The sequence below is a fragment of the Streptomyces sp. V3I7 genome, from assembly GCF_030817495.1.
Lineage (GTDB): Bacteria > Actinomycetota > Actinomycetes > Streptomycetales > Streptomycetaceae > Streptomyces.
In genome coordinates this window covers 3966864-3987759 of sequence record NZ_JAUSZK010000001.1, presented here as the reverse complement: position 1 = coordinate 3987759, position 20896 = coordinate 3966864, and the positions used below count along the sequence as shown (strand labels likewise).

Here is a 20896-nt window from a genome sequence, read left to right as displayed (position 1 = left end):
GGTCAGGCCTCCGTTCCGGTGCTCTCGGCCGGAGCGGCGGCAGCGGCCTCGGCCTTGGGGGCCTCGGCAGCCTGCGCCTGCTGCGGCTTACGACCGCGACCGCCACGCTCGCCACCGCGGCCACCACGGGCCGGGCGGTCAGCGCCACCACGGGCCGGGCGGTTGCCGGCACGGGCAGCAGCGTTCTCGGCGCGGACCTCGGCGATGTTCTTGACGTCGCCCTTGTAGATCCAGACCTTCACACCGATGCGGCCGAAGGTCGTCTTGGCCTCGAAGAAGCCGTAGTCGACGTTCGCGCGGAGCGTGTGCAGGGGCACACGGCCCTCGCGGTAGAACTCCGAGCGGGACATCTCGGCGCCGCCGAGGCGGCCACCGCACTGGATCTTGATGCCCTTGGCGCCCGCCTTCATGGCCGACTGCATGCTCTTACGCATGGCGCGGCGGAAGGAGACGCGGGAGGACAGCTGCTCGGCAACGGCCTGGGCAACCAGCTGAGCGTCGGTCTCGGGGTTCTTGACCTCGAGGATGTTCAGCTGGACCTGCTTGCCCGTGAGCTTCTCGAGGTCGCCGCGGATGCGGTCGGCCTCGGCGCCACGGCGGCCGATGACGATGCCGGGACGAGCGGTGTGGATGTCCACCCGCACGCGGTCACGGGTGCGCTCGATCTCGACCTTCGAGATGCCGGCGCGCTCCATGCCGGACGTCATCATCCGACGGATGGCGACGTCTTCCTTGACGTAGTCCTTGTACAGCTTGTCGGCGTACCAACGCGACTTGAAGTCGGTGGTGATGCCGAGCCGGAACCCGTGCGGGTTTACCTTCTGGCCCATTACCGGGTTCCTTCCTTGCTGCTGACGACCACGGTGATGTGGCTGGTCCGCTTGCGGATCCGGTAGGCGCGGCCCTGGGCACGCGGCCGGAACCGCTTCAGGGTCGGGCCCTCGTCGACGTACGCCTCGGAGATGTAGAGGCTGTCGGCGTCGGTGTGGTCGTAGTTGTGCGCGGCGTTGGCGATGGCGCTGTCAAGCACCTTGCCGACCGGCACGCTCGCGGCCTGCGGGGCGAAACGCAGGACCGCCTGAGCCTCCGTGGCGTCCATGCCACGGATGAGGTCCACCACGCGGCGGGCCTTCATGGGCGTGACGCGGATGTACCGCGCCTGGGCCCTGGCTTCCATGGTTGTCCCTTCGGTGTTTGTCATGGTCGATTCCACCCCGCCTTAGCGGCGCTTCGACTTCCGGTCGTCCTTGACGTGACCCCGGAAGGTGCGGGTCGGCGAGAACTCGCCGAGCTTGTGGCCGACCATCGACTCGGTGACGAACACCGGGATGTGGGTCTTGCCGTTGTGCACCGCGATCGTGTGTCCGAGCATCGCCGGGACGATCATCGAGCGACGGGACCAGGTCTTGATGACGTTCTTGGTACCGGCTTCGTTCTGTACGTCCACCTTCTTGATCAGGTGGTCGTCGACGAAGGGTCCCTTCTTCAAGCTACGAGGCATCTCAACCCGTCCTTAGCGCTTCTTGTTCGTCTTGCGGCGGCGGACGATGTACTTGTTCGACGCCTTCTTGGGCGAACGAGTACGGCCTTCCTTCTTGCCCCACGGGGACACAGGGTGGCGACCACCGGAGGTCCGGCCCTCACCACCACCGTGCGGGTGGTCAACCGGGTTCATGACGACACCACGGACGGTCGGGCGAACGCCCAGCCACCGCTTACGGCCGGCCTTACCCCAGTTGATGTTGCTCTGCTCGGCGTTGCCGACCTCACCGATGGTGGCGCGGCAGCGGACGTCGACCAGGCGGATCTCGCCGGACGGCATGCGCAGGTGGGCCATCGAGCCCTCCTTCGCGAGCAGCTGCACGGAGGCACCGGCGGAACGGGCGAACTTGGCACCGCCACCGGGACGGAGCTCGATCGCGTGGATCGTGGTACCGACCGGGATGTTGCGGAGGGCCAGGTTGTTGCCCGGCTTGATGTCGGCCCCGGGACCGTTCTCGACGCGGTCACCCTGCTGCAGGTTGCGCGGGGCGAGGATGTAGCGCTTCTCGCCGTCGGCGTAGTGCAGCAGCGCGATGCGCGCGGTGCGGTTGGGGTCGTACTCGATGTGCGCGACCTTCGCCGGCACGCCGTCCTTGTCGTGACGACGGAAGTCGATCACGCGGTAGGCGCGCTTGTGTCCGCCACCCTGGTGGCGAACGGTCACACGACCGGCGTTGTTACGGCCGCCCTTGCTGTGCAGCGGGCGGACCAGCGACTTCTCCGGCGTGGACCGCGTGACCTCGACGAAGTCGGCGACGCTGGCGCCACGACGGCCCGGCGTAGTCGGCTTGTACTTGCGGATTCCCATTTCTCAGTCCTCGTCCGATATCGGACGATCCGGACCGCCCTTAGGCGGTCGGACCGCCGAAGATGTCGATACGGTCGCCCTCAGCGAGGGTCACGATCGCGCGCTTGGTGGCGGCACGCTGACCGAAGCCGGTCTTCGTGCGCTTGCGCTTGCCCTGGCGGTTGATCGTGTTGACCCCGGTGACCTGGACCGAGAAGACCGCCTGGACGGCCTGCTTGATCTGGGTCTTGTTGGCGTTCGGGTCGACGATGAACGTGTACTTGTTCTCGTCGAGGAGCGCGTAGCTCTTCTCCGAGACGACCGGCTTCAGCAGGACGTCACGGGGGTCCGTGTACGACTTGCTCAGCGGAGTCTCGACGGTGTTCTTGCCCTCGGTGGCGTGGCGACGCGCCTTGGCGACGCGCGCGGCCTTGGCGGCCTTCGCAGCCTTGGAGGCAATGCTCGGGTGACGCGTAGCCATCAGGCCTCGCTCCCTTCGGTGTCGGTGGCCTTCGGGCCGGACACGAAGGACTCGAAGGCGGCCTGGGTGAAGACCACGTCGTCCGAGACGAGAACGTCGTACGTGTTCAGCTGGCCCGGCTCCAGGATGTGGACCTGGGGCAGGTTGCGGGCGGACAGCCACGCGGCCTCGTCGGAGCGGTCGACGACCAGGAGCAGGTTCTTGCGCTCCGAGATCTTGCCGAACAGGCTCTTGGCGGCCTTGGTGGACGGGTTCGCACCCTCGACCACGCCGGCGACGACGTGGATGCGGTTGTGACGCGCCCGGTCGGTGAGGGCACCGCGCAGGGCGGCGGCCTTCATCTTCTTCGGGGTGCGCTGCGAGTAGTCACGCGGCTGCGGGCCGTGGACGACGCCACCACCGGCGAACTGCGGCGCGCGGGTCGAACCCTGGCGGGCGCGACCGGTGCCCTTCTGGCGGTACGGCTTCTTGCCACCGCCGCGGACCTCGCCACGCGTCTTCGTCTTGTGGGTGCCCTGGCGGGCAGCGGCCAGCTGCGCGACGACGACCTGGTGGATCAGCGGAACGCTGACCTTGGCGTCGAAGATCTCCGCGGGGAGCTCGACGGTACCGGCCTTGTCGCCAGCCGGCGAAAGGATGTCAACAGTGCTCATCGGTTACCTCAGGCCCCCTTGGCCGCGGTGCGGACCAGGACGAGGCCGCCGTTCGGACCGGGAACCGCGCCCTTGATGAGCAGCAGACCCTTCTCCGCGTCAACGGCGTGGACGGTCAGGTTCTGGGTGGTGACCCGCTCGTTGCCCATGCGACCCGCCATGCGGAGGCCCTTGAACACACGGCCCGGGGTGGCGCAGCCACCGATGGAACCGGGGGAGCGGTGCTTGCGCTGGGTGCCGTGTCCGGCGCCGAGGCCCTTGAAGTTGTGACGCTTCATGACACCGGCGAAGCCCTTGCCCTTGCTCTTGCCGGTCACGTCGACCTTGATGCCGGCCTCGAACACCTCAGCGGTGATCTCCTGGCCGAGGGTGTACTCGCTGGCGTCAGCGGTACGGATCTCGACGAGGTGGCGACGGGGGGTGACGTCGGCCTTCGCGAAGTGGCCCTTGAGGGGCTTGTTCACCTTGCGCGGGTCGATCTCGCCGAACGCGATCTGGACGGACTCGTAGCCGTCGACGTCGTTCGTACGAACCTGGGTCACGACGTTCGGGCCGGCCTTGACGACGGTGACCGGAACAACACGGTTGTTCTCGTCCCACACCTGCGTCATGCCGAGCTTCTCGCCCAGGATGCCCTTGATCTGCTTAGCCATTCTCAGATCACCGACCCTTAGAGCTTGATCTCGATGTCGACACCGGCCGGGAGGTCGAGTCGCATCAGAGAGTCAACGGTCTTGGGAGTCGGGTCGAGGATGTCGATCAGGCGCTTGTGCGTGCGCATCTCGAAGTGCTCGCGCGAGTCCTTGTACTTGTGCGGCGACTTGATGACGCAGTACACGTTCTTCTCAGTGGGCAGCGGCACCGGGCCCGCGACCGACGCACCAGTGCGAGTCACCGTCTCGACGATCTTCTTCGCCGAAGAGTCGATGACCTCGTGGTCGTAGGCCTTGAGCCGGATGCGGATCTTCTGTCCCGCCATGGCTACTCAGTAGTCCTGTCTCTCAACGCTCTGGAACCCGGTGGTTTCCCTGTGCCTTCTGTCCGACCCACGCGGTCGGGCGTGTCGCGCTCCCGCTGACATGAATGTCCCTTGTCGGAACATCCCTTCGGGGAATGCACACGGCCCTTCCGGAACCGCAGGCCGGGGACGGAAGGCCCACCGGGCGCCTGGCCGGTGTCGCGCCCACACTTCCCGGAAGATTCCCGTACGTCCGCCCCAGCGCTGCCATCAGGCAGTTAGGACGACGAGTACTGTGGGACTCGCTTCCGGTCCTCCCGGCGGGAGACGTGCAGCATCAACACTCGACCGAGCAACTCGGACAGTCTGCCATACGGGGCATGGCCCTGGCCAATCGGGCCGAAGACCTTACCCCGGGAGTGACGTAGGTCAAACACAGGCCGGATCACCGAGGACCAGCCTCAGCGCCCACAACGGTACGAGCCCCGCAGCTACGGGGTCGCGGTGCGCGGCGCCGAGCAGGATCAGCAGCGTACGGAGAACGCACGCCCGAAGCGAGCCGCGCCGTCGCCGTACGCGGTACGGCGACGGCGCGGCTCCCCCGAGCGTCGGACGACGCTACGCGGAGAGATCGCGCTGCGGAAGAATCGGAGCGGGAGTCCGCAGCGAGAGCGCACGGCGCAGCAGCGTGCTCGATGTGTGGGTCGTATAGGGGAAGAAGACGACCTCCACGTCGACCTTGGAGAACTCGCCCTCGAGGTTCTTCCACAGGTCGGTGCCGAGCCAGTCGTCGCCCTTGAAGATGACGTCGAAGCCGACTTCCTTCCAGATCTCGATCTTGTCGTCCACCGTCGCCACGTAGGTGTCGTCGACGTAGCGGACGCTGCGGACGATCTCCAGTCGCTCGGCGAGCGGGATGACCGGTGGCCTGCCCTTCAGGCGGACCACCAGGTCGTCGGAGCAGACGCCCGCGATGAGCCGGTCGCAGTGCGTGCTGGCACGGCGCAGGATGTTGAGATGGCCCACGTGGAAGAGGTCGAAGACCCCCGGCGCGTAGCCGAGTCGTTCCCCCGTCACCACTGCCTCAGTTCTCCCAGCGCTCCCAGCGCTCCCAGCGCTGGGATTTCTCCCAGATCCCCGAGCTCCCGCTTCGCGGCGACCGCGGTCACTTCGAGCGGCTTCGAGAGGGGTGCCGTGTTCTTGCCGTCGGTGACGGAGATCGTGTAGCGGTGCCGTGAGCCTGGAGCGACGGTGTCCGTGTACTTCATGTCCGGCCGGTCCCATTCGGCCGACCGCTGCTTCTGCTTGTCCACGAGCTCACCGTCCCGGTAGAGCATGTACGTCAGCTCCGCGTCGTCCCTGTCCCAGGCGGCATGCCAGGTGAGGGTGACGCGGCCGTCGCGGGTGTCGGCGACCGTGAGCCTGGGCGCGCCCTCCGGGGCTCCGACGTCGGGGCCGGCGCCGAAGCGCGTCAGGCTCTGCTGGGGTTTGCCGTTGACCATGGTGAACTCGCCGCCCGCCCACAGGATTCCGTCGGCCATCACCAGCGAGCGGGGGCCGTTTCCCTCACCGAGTCCGTCGTCGGTGTCGGGGAACCAGTGCAGGATGTGCATGTCGTCGGCCGATTGGGCCAGGAAATGCCGACGGCGCCCCTCGGGGAAGCCACCCGGGGTGACACCGCAGTAGTGCGCGTGGGAACCGCTGTAAAGGATTCCCTTGTACACGAGAACGGCCTGGGTGGCGCCCTGGCAGGTGTCCTTCCAGATCATGCTGCCGTCGGACAGACGCCCGGCGATACGGCCGTCGAAAATGCCCGTTCCGGTGCCTTCGGCGCCCAGATAGAATTTGTCGCCGTCCCGCGCCAGTGTCTTCACCGCCGAACGGGGCGGAATCCAGTCCGGGAAGGAGGTCACCGGCTCGCCCGTCTTGGGATCCAGGGCGATCAGCGACCGCTCCTCCTTCCCGTTGACGTGCCGGAAGTCGCCGCCGACGAGGACCTTTCCATGATCGGTCGCCGCCAGGATGTCCCGTACGCCGCGATCGAGGTCCGCCTTGAACGGCCGCAGTGCACCGTTCGGCTTGAAGGCCGCGATCCGGTTCCTGGTCTTGTTGTCGATGAGCGTGAAGTCCCCGCCCATGTAGACCGTGTCGCCCGTGGTCTCGATGGCCCGGACGGTCGCCGAGGCGCCGGGGCGGAAGTCCTTGCGCAGCGAGCAGTCGGACGTGTTGAGCGCGGCCGCGCTGTACGCGCCGCTGTCGTCGACCTTGCTGAACGAGCCGCCGACGTAGAGCTTCTTGCCGTCGGGGGACGCCTTGAGCGCTCGTACGGTGTCACCGATGCCCGTGAACGAGTGCGCACACGGCAGCAGTTCGCCGGTGGAGGCGTCGAACGCGGCGAAGTTTCTGCGGGCGACCTCCCGCTCGCCCGGTCGCGCGCCCGGCGGGCGGACGCTGCCGAAGGTACCGCCGACGTACACGACTCCGCGCGCGTACTCCACCGACCAGACGATCCCGTCCGTCTGCCAGGTCGACAGCGGGTCGGCGGTGAGGGTCTTGCCGGTGGTCTTCTGGCCGCTCGCGGCCGAGGTGGCGGCGGTGACGAGCGAGGCGGCTGCGAGGAGGGCCGCGGTGGACGCTGTGGTGACAACCCTCGTCGTGTGATTTCTCAGGCGCATGCGATACCTCGGAGAGGGAGGTGGGTGGAAAGGATGGCGGGGAGTGAATGGAGCGAAAAGGAGGATGGCGGCGAATTCGGTTCCATGACGGCCTATGACGTCCCATGGCGGCGCATAGCGGTGTCACGCGGTCCGTTTACGGAGGATGTCAATTAGTTCGCGCACTCCCAGCACGGCAGGAAAACGGCTCAAACCTATACCCAGTACGCCGATTCCCAAGACAATTCCGGCGGCGAGTCCGATAGCGGTGTCGCCCGCCAGAATTCTGGCCGGGATAATCAGAACCGCGGTGAGAAACAAACCCACACCCGTCGCGGCGAGATATCCGCGGTCCACGGTCGTGAATCCCGGATGACGCCGTACCAGAACGGCCGCCATGAGGTTTTCCACGACGATGGCCGCGCCCCAGGAAAGGGCCGCCCCCATGACGCCGATCCGGGGTACGGCGACGATGCCGACGCCCAGCTGCACCGCGAACGCGGCGGCGGTGGCCCCCAGATGCCAGGAGCTCTTGCCGGCCATGAGCAGCACGGTCTGGGCGTTGCCGACACCGACGTTGATCGCGGAGGCGACACAGAGCAGGACCAGCGCGTTCGATCCCTGGACGAACTCCGGCCCGAAGAGGGACAGCACCGTGCCCGGGAAACTCCCGAGGAGCACGAACAGAGGCCAGGAGAACAGCACGATCCAGCGCGTCGAGATGCGGTGCAGATGGCAGGCCTGCGGGATGTCGTCCACGGCCAGCAGACGGCTGATCTCCGGGGCGAAGGCGAGCCGGACGGCGAGCTGGAACAGCGTCGCCGCGACGATGACCCGGCTGACAGCGGTGTAGATGCCCGCTTCCTCGCTCGTGGCCAGGCACGACAGCAGGATCACGCCCACCCAGACCGAGCTGATGTCGAAGATGGCGGAGATGGCCCGGGGCGCGGCGAACGCCCAGAACCCCCGCCGCGCGGCGGCCACGTCGGGCGACGCCGTACGCGGCCGGCTCGCGCGGTGGCACCGGCGCAGCGCGACCCAGGCGATGAGCGCCCCGGCCAGGGACGGGACCAGCCAGGCGGCGGCCAGGTTCAGCACACCGGGAGCCAGCAGCACCACAGGTACGGCGATGAGCACGCGCAGGACCGGCTTGACGACCTGTTCGACACCGACGAACGGCACCACCGTCCCGTACCCCTGGGTGGCGCCGAGCAGGATCAGGGTGACCGTGGCAACGGGGAGGAACAGGGCGAAGAGCCGGACCAGGGTGACGGCCTCGTCCGGTGCGAGCGTCGGCAGCAGGGAGGTCGCGGTCGACGGGGACAGGAACAGCAGGGCGGCGGCCGCGGTGCTCGCCGCGGTTCCCGGCACGACGGCGCTGCGCAGCAGCGCGCCCACGCGATGGCCGCCGTCGGTGGCCATGTCACGGGAGACGAAGCGCACCAGCCCGGTGTCGGCGCCGAGCTTGCAGGTGTTGCTGAGGATGGTGAAGGCGGCGACGCCGGTGAACACCGCGCCCGACCCGTGCGCCCCCAGGGCGCGGGTGACCAGGGTGACGAGGAGGTAGCCGAAGACGGCGTTGATCGCGGACCCCAGGAAACCCCACCATCCGCCCCGCGCGGTGGCTGCGACCCCGCTCGGGACGGGCGCCGCCGCAGGGGCGGGCACGGCTTGGGAGGTGGTGGTCATCGGGAGGCGGTGAGGGAGTCGTCCTGCGAACCCTGCTGCGACAGCGCCTCTGCCTGCGGCTCGGGTGCCGACGCCGTCTCAGCGGGTTTCGTGACCGGGTCCGAGATCTCCAGCCGGGGCGCACGGCCGTTGCCCCAGGTCCGGTCGAACAGGCCCTGCCGTGCGCCGGTCTCGAGCACGGCGCCCACGATGCGTCCGCCCGAGCAACCGATCAGTTCCCGCAGCCGCTTGAGGTCGTCCCGCCGCGTGCGCTCCAGTGCGCCCACCACGAGCACACCGTCGACGCGGGGGGCGACGGCGAGACCGTCGGGGCGGTCGAGGAGCGGCGGTGCGATGACGAACGCCGAGATCCCACCATCGCCGCTCGGCAGGGCGCGCGTCACGGATGCTGTCGCGTCATCGTCGTTGCCGGCGATGATGGCGCCGCCTTCGCGCCGGTCGGGGAAGAGCAGGAACCGCCCTGCCGTACCCGCGTCGACGACGACCCGGCCCTCGGGGACGGCGGCCGGGGCGGAGTCGGCGGCGACATCCTCAGTGGCGTCCCCGGTGGCGTCCCCGGTGGCGTCCCCGGTGGCCAGCGGCAGTCGCGCCGCGAGGCCGGGCACGCTCCCGGTGGCGTCCAGCAGCAGCACGTCGTCGCCGGCCTCGGCGAACGCGGCGGCGAGGTTCACCGCGGTGGCCGCGGCCTCCTTGTCCTGCTTCGGCGCCACGACCAGGAATGCGCCGTGGGCCGTACGGTCCTCGTCCTGGCGCAGCCGGTAGGCGAGGGCCCGGTACGCCTCGGCGCGGGAGCCGGCGATCCGGCCGACCTCCAGCAGGTCGCCGTCCTCGCCGGTGCCCTTGCCCGGGCCTGCGTCTGGGAGCAGGCCCAACACCGGTGCGCCCAGTGCCTCTTGGACCTCGCCGACCGAGCAGACACGCGGTTCGAGTACGGACCGCAGCCAGGCGACCACGATGCCCACGAGGAGCCCGCTCAGCAGCCCGAGGCCGAACAGCCAGACGGGGCCCGGTCCCGATGAGTGCGCGGGCGGCTCGGCCCGGCGCACGACCAGGTCGCCGCTGGTGTCGAAGGACCTGATCTCCGAGATCCGCTTGTTCAGCGCCTCGACCTGGCCCTGCAGGCTCGCGGTCGCGGCCTTGTCCTCGGCGGACTTGTCGGTGGAGGCCTTGTCGTCGGCCTTCTCCTTGTCGCTCTTCTCGTCCGTCGCGTCCGCCGCGGCGATCCGCTGATTCAGGCCCGCGATCTGCTGATCCAGTCCGCTCACCGTCCGCGCCACCAGGGCCCTGGTCCTGTCCTGGCGATCGGTGAGGTAGGCCTGCGCGAACACGTTGCTCACCCGGGCCGCCCGCTTCGCGCTGCTCGCCGTGTACTCGAACCGGAGCACCTGCGTGTTCGGCGGGTTCGTGACGGTCAGGCCGTCCAGCAGTCTCTCGGCCCGGGACGACGGCTCGTGCAGCTCCTTGGCCGCACGGGCCGCGACGGCGGGGCTGAGCGCGATGCGCCGCTCCGTGCCCATGGCCACCTGGTTGTCACCGGACGTGCCGAACGAGGGGTCCGCCTTCGTGCGGACGAGCACATCGCAGGTGGCGGCGTAACTGTTCGCGCGGAACAGCACCAGCAGCAGGCCGGCGAGCAGCCCCAGGCCGATGCCGAGCGCGAGGATCGCGCGGTACCTGAACAGTCGGCGCACCTGGTCGCGGAGCTGGTCCGGCGCGTCGTACCGCTCGTACCGCTCATCAAGGCTTGCGGGGCTGGTCACGGATGCCTCTCCTTATCCGGGAAGGGGTGCGTGGCCCGCGGTCGCGGGCGGCTGCGCCGACGCGGGACGCCGGGACGAGCGGGCGGCACGCGCGGCTCGGACGGTGATGAACAGCGGAACGGTCATGAGCATCAGCAGCGGGCCGGTGATCGCCATGAGGCTGCCGCGCAGGAGGATCAGCTGGTAGAAGGCGAAGGCCGGGACCAGCGGGACGGCCAGCGTGACCGCCCCCTTGGCCCGCAGCCGTTCCCGGATGTCGTCCATACGGCGTCCGGCCGCGCCCATCAGACAGAAGACGGCGATCACACAGGGCGGACCGCCCCACAGGTAGCTCTCGATCCACATCGGCGCCGAGAGGTTGTCGAACTTGTAGCCCGCGTACCGGGCGAGCTTGATGGCTGTGTCGTCGGGTTTGTCGGCCCAGATGGAGCGCGGCACCATGAACAGGGCCACGCCGAGTGCGGACGACGGCGACAGTCCGGTTTCCCTGGCGGCGTCGATGCCGGTCTGCATCTGCTGGAAGGCGTCGTAGTCCATGTTCGTGCTGAGCTGTTCCGTCACCGACACCACATGGACGGCCTCCCGCTTGTCGTAGCGGAAGTAGTCGGCGTACGGAAAGACCAGCAGCAGGACGACCGTGAGAGCCCCGGCGGTGATGCGGAAGGCGCGCGGGTTGTTGAACCGGGGCCAGCAGAACAGCAGGACCGCGAGGACGGTCCCGGCCCAGAAACGCGGCCTGCTGATCGGGTTGTTGACGACCACGTTGACGGTGACGAGGAGCGGCAGCAGCGCCCAGCGGATCCGGCGCAGCCACGGGTCGCCCTTGGCCCAGCGGGCCAGAAGGACGAGGCCGACCAGACCCCAGAAGGCGGGGACGGAGAGAGCCCAGACGCGCATCACGCGCGTCACGTCCGACGCTGCGCCGGACTGCCGTACGGCCTGCCTGCTGACGAAGAAGGCGTGCCAGCCGCCCTCCTGCTGGGGGATCAGCACGACCGCGAGGACGAGCGCCAGCACGCACAGCAGCAGGACCGGCAGGGGTGGGATCCTGCGCGACAGCAGCGGTTCGAGGACGGCCGACCGGCCGCCCGTACGCCGGGCCGCGAGGACACTCCCCGCGCTGTAGGCGAGGAGTCCGAGTTCGGTCAGGGCGACGGCGGCGAGCGCGGTGGTGGCACCGGTGCGATAGCCGAGGGGGTAGCTGTCGGTGGCGAGCATGGCGAGCGGTGCCAGCCCGAGCCAGACGTAGGCGAAGAGCCAGAAACCCAGGGCGACGAGCCGTACCGAGGTATCGGTGAGCACGCGGGTCAGCGCGCCGCCGGCGTGCGCCACGACGACGCACTGCGCGGCGAGGACCACCCCGAAGCGCGTGTCGGGGGTCTGCAGAACCAGACCCGGCAGAAGGAGGAGGAGCGCCAGGGCCCAGACCCACACGGCAGCCATGCACCGGACCTGACCGTCCCGCACCTGCATCGCCTCATCGAATCCAGAAACGGAATGAATCTGTAGTGACCGATTTATATCTCGCTTAACAGACATAAATGTCGAAATCGAAGGGCGTTTCTCTCGGGGAATTCAAGTATTTGTGTCGTATTTTCCTTATATGACTGATATGTTCGCGGGTCGACGCGTCCTCCTCGTGTCGACCAACTACGCACCCGAACACGCGGGAATCGCGCCCTACTCGACCCTGACCGCGGAACACCTCGCCGCCTGCGGCGCCGAGGTCGACGTGCTGGCGGGAATGCCGCACTATCCGGGCTGGCGGGTGCACGACGACTACCGGGGCCGCTGGCGCATGGTGGAGCGCCGAAAGGGAGTACGGGTCCATCGCCGCCGCAGCTTCGTCCCCACCCGCCAGACCGCACTGCTCAGGGCGGCCTACGAGGCCGGCTTCCTCGCCCACGGCTCGATCCGGCCGCCGGCCGCTCGGCCCGACCTGGTGCTGAGCCAGATCCCCACGCTCGCGGGCGGCGTGATCGCGGGCCGGATCGCCCGGCGCCACCGGGTGCCGCACGTCGTCGTGGTGCAGGACCTCATGGGCGCGGCCGCCGCGCAGAGCGGGATCCGGGGCGGCGGCCATGTGGCGTCGCTGGTGGCCGGGGTGGAGTCGAGGATCCTGCGCACGGCCGCGCTGGTCGGCGTCGTGCACGAGACGTTCGTGGGCCGCGTCACCGCGATGGGCGTCCCGGGACCGCGCGTCAGGGTCGTACCCAACTGGACCCACGTGACGCCCCCGACCGGCGACCGTCGGGCGGTACGGGCTCGACTCGGCTGGGACGAAGGGCAGTTCGTGCTGCTGCACTCGGGCAACATGGGGCTGAAGCAGGGCCTGGAGGTGCTGGTCGAGACCGCTCGCCTCGCGGCCCGTGCCACCTCGCGCCTGCGCATCGTCCTCATGGGCGACGGCAGTTGTCGTACGCACCTGGAGCGCCTCGCCGCCGGACTGCCCAACTTCGGCTTCCTGCCGCCCGCTTCCGACGCGGACTTCCCCGACGTACTGGCCGCGGCGGACGCCCTCGCTGTGACCCAGCGGGCGTCCGTGCTCGACATGAGCCTGCCCTCGAAGCTGACGTCGTACTTCGCGAGCGGACGTCCCGTCGTGGCCTCGGTGGCGCCGCAGGGCGGCACGGCCGAAGAGGTACGACGCTCAGGCGCCGGAGTCGTCGTACGCGCCGAGGACCCCGAGGCCCTGCACGGGGCGGTCGCGGAACTGATGCGGGACCCCGCCCGGTCGGACGCGCTCGGCGCGCACGGACCGACGTACGTAAGCGAACGGCTCAGCCCTCAGGCGGGGTTGGGCCGGATCACCGCGATGCTGGCCGAGGCGCTGAGCCGGTGACAGGGTGACGAGAAGCGAAGAAACGGAGACGGCCCGCCGACGCATCGGCGGGCCGTCTCGGTACGTACGAGGTGTCAGGCGAGCTCGCGGAACCACTTGGCGAGGCAGGCCGGCACCAGCACCACGTGGGCCGCGAGCAGCGCCAGGTACAGCGTGAGGAAGAGCTGGTGGTTCCCCAGGAACAGGAAGATCAGGCACAGCAGCCCGTAGTCCACGGGGAGCAGCGCGATGCCCCGCACGGCAGAGGGAGACGCCGCGGGACCGGTGGGCGCATCGGCCGCCTGCCGCCTCAGCTGGTCCTTCAGGGTGCCGCCGAAGAACAGCACGACGGCGGCGAACTGGAAGCCGACCGGGGCGAGCAGCAGCGTGGGGAGCGGCAGGTCGAAGTGGCGGTAGAAGGAGATCAGCAGCGCGGCGTGGATGCCGAGGAGCTTGGCGCAGTCGACCACATGGTCCGTCCACTCCCCCGACGGGCTGGCCGAGCGGTGCAGCCGGGCGAGCTGCCCGTCCGCGGAGTCGAGCGCGAAGCCGAAGAGCAGGGCGAGGGTGACCCAGGGGCCGAGCGCAGCGGTGGGGGGGAAGAGCGCGGTCGCGGCGATGGCCGTGAACGTGAACAGCGCACTGGCCGCGGTGACCTGGTTGGGCGAGAGCCCGATGCGGTGCGCCGTTGCCGCGAGCACCCGGCCGGCCGGCCGATTGACGAACCGTGCGTAGACGGGCGCTCCGCGGGCCGGCTTCTGCACCTGGGCGAGCTGCTTCAGTGCGCTGGAGAAATCCATGCTCAGAGCCGGCCTTCGGCGATCGCCCGGCGCACCCACGGGACGACCTTGTCGAGGATCTCGTCCAGCGTGGTCGTCGCGGTGAAGCCGAGGACGTCCCTGGCCTTGGAGACATCGGGGGTCCGACGCTGGACATCGTGCTCGAAGGGCAGGTCGGTGGTGTGCCGGAACGGCTCGTCGGGCCCCTTGATCTTGTGCCAGATCCGCTCCGCCAGCTCCAGCACGGTCGTCGGCTCGGCGCTCGCCAGATTGAAGTCCTCGTTGAGCGCGGCCGGGTGGAAGATCGCCGCGCAGATGCCGCGGGCCAGGTCTCCGCCGTAGGTGAAGTGCCGCACCTGGGCGCCGCTGCCGAGGATGTGCAGCGGATCCTGCCCCTTCAGTACCTTCTGCACCAGGTCGGGGACGACGTGCGACATGCTGATCTTGAGGTCGCCGGAGCGCTCCTCGCTCTGCCCGACCGTCCGCTCCTCGCCGACGTCCACGCAGTTGAACGGCCGCACGATGGTGAACGGGAGCCCGTACTGGTCGTACGCCGCCCGCGCGAAGTACTCCACCGCGAGCTTCTGGAAGCCGTACGAGGACGAGGGCGGCGGGATGCGCCGCTCGTCGCCCTCCCGTGACGGCCAGGTGTCGGTGTTCTCGTACACCATCGAGGAGCTGAGGTACGTCACCTTCCGCAGCGGGCCCTCGCCGTGGACCCGGATCGCCGCGTCGCAGGCGGCGGCGGTGATCCGCTCGTTGGTCGCGAGGAGGTCGTAGGCGTAGGTGTGGAAGTAGGAGATGCCGCCGATCATGGCCGCCCCGGCGACGAAGTGATCGCAGTCGGCCAGCAGGCCGGCGAGCAGGTCGGTGTCGCGGGCGTCTCCCTCGACCAGCCGGTAAGCCGGATCCTGGACCGTGCTGCGGCGGGCCTCGCCGTACTTGGAGAAGTTGTCCAGGCCCACCACGGTGTGGCCCTGGTGGAGCAGCTCCCGGACGAGGTAACTGCCGATCAGACCGGACGCGCCGGTGACGAGAACCTTCACGGGGGACCTTTCTGGTGCGGGCTGGTGCGGATTGCGGGATGGCGTTCGCCGTACTGCTGCTGGTCAGACCCGGACGCCTCGTCCGCTGATGCCCCAGAGGTCGATGACCGGTTTCTCCGTGGCGAGATCCCGGTACTCACGGTGCGGTGTGGCGATGACCAGGACGTCGGCCCGGTCCATGACCTCGCTCAGTTCCACCAAGCGCGCGTCGCTGACGTACGGGTCGGTACAGAGGGTCTCCCGCGCCTTGGCCATCAGAATGCGGCGCAGCTTGAACGACAGGCTTTCCCGTACGTCGTCGCTGCCGGCCTTGAATCCCATGCCGAGCACGCCGACCCGCGTCTCCGCGAGCGTGAATCTGCGTTCCAGACGCGATACGAGATAGAGCGGCAGACCTTCGTTGACGAGCATGGCCGCGTGCCCGAGCACGAAATTGTTCCCGGTGAACGCCGCCAGTTGAAGCGTGTCCTTGAGGAGGCAGGGCCCGGCCGCGAATCCCGCGCCCGGCATGTCGGCGGCGCGCGGGTATTCGTACGTGATCGCCTGGCGGATGCGCTCGAAGTCGAGGCCGAAATCGTTCGCCATCATCCAGAACTGGTTGACGGTCGCGAACTTGATGTAGCGCCAGGTGTTGGCGAAGAGCTTGGCGAGCTCGGCCTCCTCCGGCTCCACCCGGACGATCTTGTCCGTGAGGGTGCGGAAGAACTTCTCCGCCCGGTCGCCGGCCCGCTGCGAGCGCGCCGCCACCAGCTGGGGCAGCTCGAACAGCTCGGTCATGGCGGCGCCCTCGGCGATCCGCTCCGGGCAGAAGGCCACGTCGACACTCTTGCCGAGCCGCTCCAGCAGGCGCTCGGTCAGGGCGGTGACCCCGGGGTGCACGGTGCTCCTGAGCATGACGAGCTGGCCGTCGCGCAGGTGCTCCGCGCAGCGCTCCAGCGCCCGGGGGACGGCGCCGAGGTCGGGGTTGAGGTGCTCGTCCACGGGCGTGCCCACCACGACGATCAGGTTGTCCGTCGTGGCGACGCTCGCGCCGTCGGTCGTGGCGCGCAGCAGCCCGTCGCGCACGCTCGCGCGCAGCGGTTCGGCGGCTCCCTTCTCGAGGAACGGAAGCTCTCCGCGATTGACCTTCTCGACGGCCGCCGCGTCGATGTCGTAGAGCGTCACCGAAAGCATTCCGCGGGCGGCGAGCGCGATTCCGAGTGGAAGTCCCACCCGGCCGCATCCTCCGATGACGACCACATCCGCGACAGGCCGGTTGTTTTCCGGGTCGCCACACAACTGCTCGTTCATGCGCAGAACTCATCTCCGTCGCTAGGTCATCGGTGGCGGGCGGACAACGATGGAACGGTACAAGGCTTTTCGGGAGATACGGATTTCGGAAACATGCCGCACGGCACAGTTACTCCGGACAGCCGACGCGACCGATACGCCGGTAGATCTCCTCCAGTCGGCCGGTCACCGCGGAAAGGGAAAAGGTCTCCTCGACGACGCGCCGGCCGGCCCGCGCGAGGGCGGTGCGCCGCCGCTCGTCGGCCAGCAGCGCGCACACCGCGTCGGCGAGCTCGCGCGGGCTGCCGTCGGTGACCACGGCCGCGTCCCGCCGGGCCAGCTCGCCGGCGATGGCGCAGCCGTCGGTGCACACCACGGGGGTGCCCGCGGCCATGGCCTCGATCAGGGTCATCCCGAACGGCTCGTCCACGGCCGGGAGTACGTAGACGGCCGCGCGCGCGTACGTCCGTACCGCCTCGGCGTGCTCCAGCGCGCCGCCGTAGGTGACGACGCCCTCCAGCCCGTGCTCGGCGACGATCCGGCGCACCTCCCCGAGCGAGCCCTCGTCGGCGCCGTGCAGGGTGAAGCGCGCCTCGGGTTCCTTCTCGTGGACCAGGGCGGCCATCTCGACGAAGGCCTCGGGGCGCTTGCGCGGGTGCAGCCGGGCGAGGAAGAGCACCTCCGGCTCCCGCGGGCCGTGCTCCGCGGCGCCGTCGGACCGCGGCCGTACCCCGTTGGGCAGCGTCAGCAGCGGCGGACCGTCCGGGCCGACGACCTCGGCCAGGGCGCGCCGCTCGCGCTCGGTGAGCACCAGGCAGCCGCGGGCCCGGCGCAGCAGCGGCACGTAGAGGCGGTCGAAGAGGCGGACGGCGGCCGCGTGACGCGGCTCGACCATGCCGTGCGTCTGCACCACGAACCGCGCGCGGCGCAGCACGGCGACGGCGAGCGCGGTGAGGGAGACGAGGTCGCGCCCGGCGTGGACGTGCACCATGTCGGCGTCGCCGACGGCCCGCCACAGGTCGCGGACGAGCAGCGGGTGCATGAGCCCGGTGAACCGTCCCGGGAGCAGGGAGCGCGCCGGGCGCGTGCGCAGCGGGACCGCGCCGATGCGGGGCGGCGCCGGGGAGCGGCCCCGCCACAGGGACACGAGGGTGACGTCGTGGCCCCGGGCGGCGCACTCCTCCAGCTGCCCGGTTGCCACGCTGGTCGGGCCGCCGTACGCGCCGTCGTCGCTGACGAGCGTCACCACATGGACGAGCCTCATGCCCCGCCCTCCGTGACGACCTCGCCGGGCGCGACGTCACGGCGGGCGACGGCCGCGGCGCCCACGACCGCCCCGGCACCGACGGTGACGCCGCGCAGGACGACGGCCCGTGCGGCGACCCAGGCACCGGGCTCGATGCGGATCGGCCCGTTGTCGAACTCGAAGGTGCGACTGCGCCGTTGGTGGCTGCCCGTGCACAGCAGCGCCTCCTGCGAGACGCACACGTCGCTGCCGAGGGTGATGGGCTCCAGGTTCAGCAGCCAGGCGCCCTCGCCGATCCACACGTCATCGCCGACGTCCAGCCGCCAGGGCCAGTGCACCCGCACCCGGTGCCGGATCAGCACCCGCTCCCCGATCCGCGCGCCGAAGGCCCGCAGCAGCACCGGGCGCCAGCGGGCCGGGAACCACCACTGGACGAAGACGAGGTGCAGGACGGCGAACCAGGTCGCCTGGACGAGCAGGGGCCGCCCCTTGTCGTAACCGGCCCCCGTGAAACCGCGCAAGGAGCGCCGTGCCCCGGAGGCGCTCTCCGGGGCAAGCGGGCCGAGCGGGGCTGCGGCTGTGCGCGCAGGAGTTCTCACCCGTGCGAGTTTCCGCGATGCGAGCGCAGAAATCGCCATATCTGTGGGTGTTTGATGCAAAATGCCCCGCATGGAAGATCTACTCCCCCCGCCGGCCCGGGTGTACGTCGCCGGTCACCGTGGACTCGTCGGCTCCGCGGTGGTCCGCCGCCTGACGGCCGACGGGTACGAGGTCCTCACCCGGACCCGGACCGAACTGGACCTCCGCGATCCGGCCGCCACCGCCGCCTTTCTGCGCGACGCCCGCCCCGACGCCGTCGTCCTGGCCGCGGCCAGGGTGGGCGGCATCATGGCCAACAGCACCTATCCGGTGCAGTTCCTGGAGGACAACCTCCGCATCCAGCTGAGCGTGATCTCCGGGGCGTACTCCGCCGGGGTGCGGCGGCTGCTGTTCCTGGGGTCGTCCTGCATCTACCCCCGGCTCGCACCCCAGCCGATCCGGGAGGAGTCCCTGCTCACCGGCCCCCTGGAGCCGACGAACCAGCCGTACGCCCTCGCCAAGATCGCGGGCATCGTCCAGGTGCAGTCCTACCGGCGCCAGTACGACGCCTCGTACGTCTGCGCCATGCCGACCAATCTCTACGGCCCCGGCGACAACTTCGACCCCGAGTCCTCGCACGTGCTCCCCGCGCTCGTCCGCCGCTTCCACGAAGCGCGCCGGGACGGGCTCGAGGAGGTGGTCCTGTGGGGAAGCGGCACACCGCGCCGCGAGTTCCTGCACGTCGACGACCTCGCCGCCGCGTGCGTGACCCTGCTGCGCCGGTACGACGGCAGCCTGCCGGTGAACGTCGGCTGCGGCGAGGACCTCACGATCCGCGAACTGGCGAGGATCGTCGGGGAGGTCGTCGGCTACGAGGGCCGCATCACCTTCGACACCACCAAGCCGGACGGGACCCCGCGCAAGCTGCTGGACGTCTCCCTCATGACCGAGCTCGGCTGGAGGCCGCGGATCGCCCTGCGGAAGGGGATCGCCTCGACGTACGCGTCCTGGCGGGAGGCGGAGGAGTCCGGGGCGGCGGCATCCCGCCCGCTCGTCGAGGCTCAGTAGGCGCCGCGGCCGTCCAGGACGGCGCGGACGGTGCGGGCCATGACCGCCACGTCCCAGGACCACGACCAGTTGTCCACGTACCGCAGGTCGAGGGAGACGGTCTCGTGCCAGGTCAGGTCCGACCGTCCGCTCACCTGCCAGAGACCGGTGAGGCCGGGCCTGACGGCCAGCCGGCGCATTTCCACGTCGTCGTACCGGGCCACCTCCTCGGGCAGCGGCGGACGCGGGCCGACCAGCGACATGTGACCGAGCAGCACGTTGACCAGCTGGGGGAGCTCGTCCAGCGAGTAGCGGCGCAGCAGGCGGCCGACCGGGGTGACCCGCGGGTCCTGGCGCATCTTGAACATCAGCCCGTCGTGCTCGTTCGCCGCCGCCAGGTCGCTCTTCATCCGGTCCGCGTCCGCGACCATGGTGCGGAACTTCCACATGGGGAAGGGCGCACCGTTCCGCCCGACCCGCGTCTGGCGGTAGAGGACGGGCCCGCGTGAACCGACGCGCACGGCGAGCGCCAGCAGCGCGCACAGCGGGGCCAGCACCAGCAGGAGCAGGAGCGCGCCCGCGCGGTCCGTGGCGTCCTTGAGCAGCGCCGGCAGGCCGCCGCGGGTGGGCGGGGCGATGTGCAGCATGGTCAGCCCGGCCGCCGAGGTGAGGCGGACCCGGCGCCGGGCCACCTCGGTGATGCCGGGCAGCACCATCAGTGAGCAGCCCTGGTCGTGCAGCGCCCAGGAGAGCCGGCGGAGCCTGGTGCCCGACATGTGGCGGCTCGTGGCCACGAAGACCAGGTCGGCGTTGAGCGTCTCGGCCGCGTCCCGTACGGGGACGGCGTCCCCGTCGAGCCCGTCCGGCTCGGCGTCCGCGAGCCGAGCGCAGACCCGTACGCCGGACAACACCTCGCCCTCCCCCACGGCACACGCGCCGACCACCACGTACCCGTGGTCCGTGCGTTCGGCCAGCTGCCCGACCACGGCGTCCACCGTCCCGGCCTCGCCGATGACGAGGACGCGGCGGAGCGCCCGGGCGTTACGGCGTGCTGCGAGCAGACGGTGATGGACCGCCTTGCGGCAGAGCGCGGTGACGAACAGCGCCGGGCACAGTGCGGCGAGGGCGGGTGTGCCCCCCAGACCGCTCACGGCGTGCAGCGCGGCCAGCGCGCCGAACAGCACGAGCCAGTCCCGGACGACCGGGCCGACGGGGGCGCCTTCGTCCCAGGTCCAGGCGGCGTACCGCCTGGCGGCGACGCGTACGAGCAGCCAGACGAGGGCAATGACGACTGCGCGGTGTACGCCGTGGGGCTCGCCCATCAGCCGGAACGTCACCGCGGTCGGCAGGGCCACTCCGGCGATGTCGGCACAGACCGCGACCGGCACGTGTCGCCCGGCCCACGGGCCTGACCGCGAGGGCGCACGGCCCGGCGCGAGGGATACCGCCTGCCGTGACGCCCCGCTGGTGGACTGCCGCATGGTTCTCCCCTGTGAACCCGACCTGGTGGCCCGATGGCCCGATGGCCCGATGCGACGTGTATATCACCTTTTACATATACATGTCCTACATTCGTGATTTCGCA

The 20896-nt window shown here is 70.0% G+C and carries 21 protein-coding genes; 2 read left to right on the top strand and 19 right to left on the bottom strand.

All coding sequences use genetic code 11. From position 1 onward, the window contains the following. Nucleotides 1-2 precede the first annotated feature (2 nt). The 13 genes from rpsC to QFZ74_RS18650 all read right to left on the bottom strand — a co-directional run bounded on the left by rpsC (nucleotide 3) and on the right by QFZ74_RS18650 (nucleotide 11967). The gene (gene rpsC / locus QFZ74_RS18710; protein WP_307621953.1) at nucleotides 3-830 is read right to left on the bottom strand and encodes a 30S ribosomal protein S3; all 828 of its coding nucleotides are present in this window, start codon (nucleotides 828-830) and stop codon (nucleotides 3-5) included. Then, nucleotides 830-1177: a 50S ribosomal protein L22 gene (gene rplV / locus QFZ74_RS18705; RefSeq protein ID WP_019329637.1), complete on the bottom strand. Its 348-nt coding sequence runs from the start codon at nucleotides 1175-1177 to the stop codon at nucleotides 830-832. The genes rpsC and rplV overlap by 1 nt, the downstream gene beginning before the upstream one ends. Nucleotides 1178-1219: 42 nt before the next feature. Then, nucleotides 1220-1501 (bottom strand): 30S ribosomal protein S19, encoded by a 282-nt coding sequence (gene rpsS, locus QFZ74_RS18700; RefSeq protein WP_003948639.1) that lies wholly within the window; start codon nucleotides 1499-1501, stop codon nucleotides 1220-1222. Between the two features lie 12 nt (nucleotides 1502-1513). After that, the gene (gene rplB / locus QFZ74_RS18695) at nucleotides 1514-2350 is read right to left on the bottom strand and encodes a 50S ribosomal protein L2 (protein WP_031167077.1); all 837 of its coding nucleotides are present in this window, start codon (nucleotides 2348-2350) and stop codon (nucleotides 1514-1516) included. Nucleotides 2351-2390: 40 nt separating this feature from the next. Then, the gene (rplW, locus tag QFZ74_RS18690; protein ID WP_307621952.1) at nucleotides 2391-2810 is read right to left on the bottom strand and encodes a 50S ribosomal protein L23; all 420 of its coding nucleotides are present in this window, start codon (nucleotides 2808-2810) and stop codon (nucleotides 2391-2393) included. Continuing rightward, nucleotides 2810-3463, bottom strand: coding sequence for a 50S ribosomal protein L4 (gene rplD, locus QFZ74_RS18685; RefSeq protein WP_307621951.1), 654 nt, complete (start codon nucleotides 3461-3463; stop codon nucleotides 2810-2812). The genes rplW and rplD overlap by 1 nt, the downstream gene beginning before the upstream one ends. 8 nt (nucleotides 3464-3471) lie before the next feature. Next, the gene (gene rplC / locus QFZ74_RS18680) at nucleotides 3472-4116 is read right to left on the bottom strand and encodes a 50S ribosomal protein L3 (protein WP_020135811.1); all 645 of its coding nucleotides are present in this window, start codon (nucleotides 4114-4116) and stop codon (nucleotides 3472-3474) included. Between the two features lie 17 nt (nucleotides 4117-4133). Beyond that, on the bottom strand, nucleotides 4134-4442 hold the full coding sequence (gene rpsJ / locus QFZ74_RS18675) for a 30S ribosomal protein S10 (protein ID WP_003948644.1): 309 nt from the start codon (nucleotides 4440-4442) through the stop codon (nucleotides 4134-4136). Nucleotides 4443-5039: 597 nt separating this feature from the next. After that, complete coding sequence (locus QFZ74_RS18670; protein WP_307621950.1) at nucleotides 5040-5498, bottom strand: adenylyltransferase/cytidyltransferase family protein; 459 nt, start codon at nucleotides 5496-5498, stop codon at nucleotides 5040-5042. Then, entirely contained in the window at nucleotides 5495-7096 is a 1602-nt protein-coding gene (locus tag QFZ74_RS18665; RefSeq protein WP_307621949.1) for a fibronectin type III domain-containing protein, read from the bottom strand. The genes QFZ74_RS18670 and QFZ74_RS18665 overlap by 4 nt, the downstream gene beginning before the upstream one ends. A 123-nt stretch (nucleotides 7097-7219) precedes the next feature. Further along, a complete protein-coding gene (locus QFZ74_RS18660; protein WP_307621948.1) occupies nucleotides 7220-8764 on the bottom strand; it encodes an oligosaccharide flippase family protein in 1545 nt (514 codons plus the stop codon). Continuing rightward, the gene (locus tag QFZ74_RS18655) at nucleotides 8761-10524 is read right to left on the bottom strand and encodes a hypothetical protein (RefSeq protein WP_307621947.1); all 1764 of its coding nucleotides are present in this window, start codon (nucleotides 10522-10524) and stop codon (nucleotides 8761-8763) included. Before QFZ74_RS18655 ends, QFZ74_RS18660 begins: the two co-directional genes overlap by 4 nt. Before the next feature lie 12 nt (nucleotides 10525-10536). Next, the gene (locus QFZ74_RS18650; protein WP_307621946.1) at nucleotides 10537-11967 is read right to left on the bottom strand and encodes a hypothetical protein; all 1431 of its coding nucleotides are present in this window, start codon (nucleotides 11965-11967) and stop codon (nucleotides 10537-10539) included. A gap of 160 nt (nucleotides 11968-12127) precedes the next feature. Between QFZ74_RS18650 and QFZ74_RS18645 the strand changes: the two genes are divergently transcribed. Continuing rightward, nucleotides 12128-13366, top strand: coding sequence for a glycosyltransferase (locus tag QFZ74_RS18645; protein WP_307621945.1), 1239 nt, complete (start codon nucleotides 12128-12130; stop codon nucleotides 13364-13366). A 74-nt stretch (nucleotides 13367-13440) separates the two neighbouring features. Here the strand turns inward: QFZ74_RS18645 and QFZ74_RS18640 are convergent, their stop codons facing one another. The 5 genes from QFZ74_RS18640 to QFZ74_RS18620 form a co-directional block, all read right to left on the bottom strand. Then, complete coding sequence (locus tag QFZ74_RS18640; RefSeq protein WP_307621944.1) at nucleotides 13441-14145, bottom strand: CDP-alcohol phosphatidyltransferase family protein; 705 nt, start codon at nucleotides 14143-14145, stop codon at nucleotides 13441-13443. Between the two features lie 2 nt (nucleotides 14146-14147). After that, a complete protein-coding gene (locus QFZ74_RS18635) occupies nucleotides 14148-15170 on the bottom strand; it encodes an NAD(P)-dependent oxidoreductase (RefSeq protein ID WP_307621943.1) in 1023 nt (340 codons plus the stop codon). A 63-nt stretch (nucleotides 15171-15233) separates the two neighbouring features. Continuing rightward, entirely contained in the window at nucleotides 15234-16460 is a 1227-nt protein-coding gene (locus QFZ74_RS18630) for a nucleotide sugar dehydrogenase (RefSeq protein WP_307621942.1), read from the bottom strand. A 109-nt stretch (nucleotides 16461-16569) separates the two neighbouring features. After that, complete coding sequence (locus tag QFZ74_RS18625; protein ID WP_307621941.1) at nucleotides 16570-17703, bottom strand: glycosyltransferase; 1134 nt, start codon at nucleotides 17701-17703, stop codon at nucleotides 16570-16572. Next, on the bottom strand, nucleotides 17700-18206 hold the full coding sequence (locus QFZ74_RS18620; RefSeq protein ID WP_307624193.1) for a putative colanic acid biosynthesis acetyltransferase: 507 nt from the start codon (nucleotides 18204-18206) through the stop codon (nucleotides 17700-17702). Before QFZ74_RS18620 ends, QFZ74_RS18625 begins: the two co-directional genes overlap by 4 nt. 139 nt (nucleotides 18207-18345) lie before the next feature. Between QFZ74_RS18620 and QFZ74_RS18615 the strand changes: the two genes are divergently transcribed. Next, a complete protein-coding gene (locus QFZ74_RS18615; protein WP_307621940.1) occupies nucleotides 18346-19332 on the top strand; it encodes a GDP-L-fucose synthase in 987 nt (328 codons plus the stop codon). Here the strand turns inward: QFZ74_RS18615 and QFZ74_RS18610 are convergent. After that, nucleotides 19326-20792 (bottom strand): sugar transferase, encoded by a 1467-nt coding sequence (locus QFZ74_RS18610; RefSeq protein WP_373462407.1) that lies wholly within the window; start codon nucleotides 20790-20792, stop codon nucleotides 19326-19328. The genes QFZ74_RS18615 and QFZ74_RS18610 overlap by 7 nt on opposite strands. Between the last annotated feature and the right edge of the window lie 104 nt (nucleotides 20793-20896).